At 70.9% G+C, this 2,497-nt stretch carries 2 protein-coding genes; both read right to left on the bottom strand.

The genetic code is table 11. The annotated features are described in order from the left end of the window. Positions 1–1,854: glycosyltransferase family 2 protein (locus WA805_RS11125; RefSeq protein ID WP_425242300.1), on the bottom strand; the 1,854-nt coding region annotated here is incomplete at its 3' end. 125 nt (positions 1,855–1,979) lie between these two features. Further along, a partial coding sequence (locus WA805_RS11120; protein WP_425242299.1) for a PP2C family protein-serine/threonine phosphatase occupies positions 1,980–2,497 on the bottom strand: 518 nt, incomplete at its 5' end.

The raw sequence follows: 2,497 nt of genomic DNA, 5'->3' as shown, positions 1-2,497 counted from the left end.
CAGCTGGGCGGGCAGCGCGGCCCGGCGGGCCGCCAGGCTGTTGTACGGCGCGGCGGCCAGGCCGAGGGTGGGGAACAGCAGCAGCGCGGCGAGCAGCGGGCCGCTCAGCTCGCCCGCCTTGGTCAGCCCCGCGATGATCCCGGCGAGACCGAACACGGCCAGCGTCGTCTCCGCCCAGTTGGCCCGCAGGGCGATGAACCAGCTGGTGTCCTCGCCGGTCTTCGGGGTGCGCAGGAAGGCGGCCTTCTTCGCGAACAGCGCGAGCACCGACGCCCTGGCGACCACCAGCGACGTCGACTGCCAGATGAAGAACGCGCCGATCGCGTCCCGCCAGGAGGCGCCGGTGCCCCTTCTCAGCAGCGCGATGGCGCGCACCAGCCCGAGCGCGACGAGGACCGGGACGGTGGCGACCAGGAAGACGGTGAGCTTGCGGAACAGCTCGCCGCCGCCGGTGGCCAGGTTGGCCGCCCCCGCCAGCAGGAAGATGAAGAACAGCAGGCTGAGCAGGTCGCCGTACCACTGGAACGCGCCGGCCAGGTAGGCCCAGCGCTGCCCGCTGGACAGGCGGTTGGCCTGGTCCCGGCGGCCCGGCAGCAGGCTGCGCCAGTGCATCCGCAGGATCTGGATCCCGCCGAAGCACCAGCGGTACCGCTGGCCCTTCAGCGCCTCGAAGGTCAACGGCATGATGCCGTGCCCGCCGGACTGGTCCACGTGCAGGCCGGACCAGCCGGCGCGCAGCAGCCGCAGCGACAGTTCCGCGTCCTCGGTGATGCACCACTCGTCCCAGCCGCCGAGCTCGTCGAGGGCGACCCGCCTGATCAGGCCCATGGTGCCCGCGAAGATCGCGCCGTCGTGCTCGTTCCTCGAGGGCTGGGAGACCGCGAAGAAGTACTTGTAGGAGTAGTACAGGCGGCGGTAGTAGCGGGCGTGCTCCCAGTCCCGGTAGTCCTGCGGCGCCTGCACGAAGCCGATCCACGGGTCCTCGAAGGCCGGCGCGCAGCGCATCAGGAATCCCGGGTCCACCTGGTAGTCGGAGTCGACGACGCCGATGATCTCGGCGTCCGGGTCGGTGAGATGCCGGAGCGCGTAGTTCAGCGCGCCCGACTTGTAGCCCGGCCAGTTCTCCAGGTGCTTGAACTTGACGCCGTGGCTGGCGCACCAGGCCTCGACCGGCCGCCAGAGGTCCTCGTCGTCGGTGTTGTCGTCGATGAGGATGACTTCGTAGCGCGGGTAATCCAGCTGGAGCAGCGCGCGCAGCGTGTCGATCACCATGTCGGGCGGCTCGTTGTGCGCCGGGACATGCAGGCTGACCATGGGGAACCGGCCGACCTCCCGGATCATGGTGGTGTCCCCGGCGGGGACAGGGGTCATCTTGCGGCGCCAGTCCTCGGTGCCGAGCGCGTCGCAGATCTCCCACAGGTAGGCGACCGACAGTATCGCCGCGAGCACCTCGAGGAACCAGAGCAGCACGCCGCCGATCGTGCTGGCCGGGCCGAGGTGGCTGGCGAACGTCCAGTCGAGCGCGAAGGTCAGGTAGACGACGAACAGGAACGTGGTCGACGCCCAGCACAGGTGCGCCCGCGGTGACCAGCGCCTGGTCACCGGCAGCCAGATCACGCTGACGGCGACCAGGCCGGCCACGCCGGCGATCAGGTTGCTGCTGGTCGCGTGCAGCAGTTTCAAGATGACGGCGGCCGCCGCGGCGAGCACCGCGGTGCCGATCACGGCCAGCAGGAGCCTGCGGACAATCGGCCACGTCCCGGTCACCTGACGGTGCAGCCGCCCGGGCAGGAACAGGGCCGCCGAGCCTAGCGGGGCAGCGACGATCCCGGCGATGACGAGCGCCTCAAGCATGAAAGTCCCTTGTTCGGAAGCTGCTGCCCGCCATCCCCCTCCGCTGACGGCCGTTTGTCGGAAGCAGGCACTTCCCGGTTAAGGGCGATCCATGCGTCAATAGCCGCTTTGCGGCTGGCGCGCCGCTACTCGGCGGCGAACGGAACCGGGATGAGGACCACGGTGATGTTGTCCAGGCCGCCCCTGTCCACGGCGAACTTCACCAGGCCCGCCGCCGCGGGCAGCGGCTCGGTCTGCGCGGCGGGCATCACGAGCCCGGCCAGGTCGCCCGCCTCCGGGCGGTAATTCCACAGGCCGTCGGAGCAGATGAGCACCACCCCGGGTCCCGGCGGCCTGAACCTGGCGACGTGCGGCTCAGGATCGGGCAGGTCGGCGCCGAGCCAGCGGGTGATCACGTGCGCCTGCGGCGAGGCCATCGCCTCATCCACGGTGGCGACGCCGGCCGCGACGATCTCCTCGGCGATCGAGTCGTCCTTCGTGAGCCGGACGCTGCCCGCCGGGTCGGCGGTCAGCCAGTAGGCCCGGCTGTCGCCGAGCCAGCACAGCGTGACGTGCTCGGGGTCGATCGTCGCCGACACGTAGGTCGCGGCGGGCGCGCCGTCCGAGTCCGCCATGTCGGTCAGCGCCTGGGCGGCCTCCCTGG

It is taken from the genome of Trebonia sp. (genome assembly GCF_049794275.1).
GTDB lineage: Bacteria > Actinomycetota > Actinomycetes > Streptosporangiales > Streptosporangiaceae > Trebonia.
This window is presented reverse-complemented; position numbering and strand designations above follow the sequence as displayed.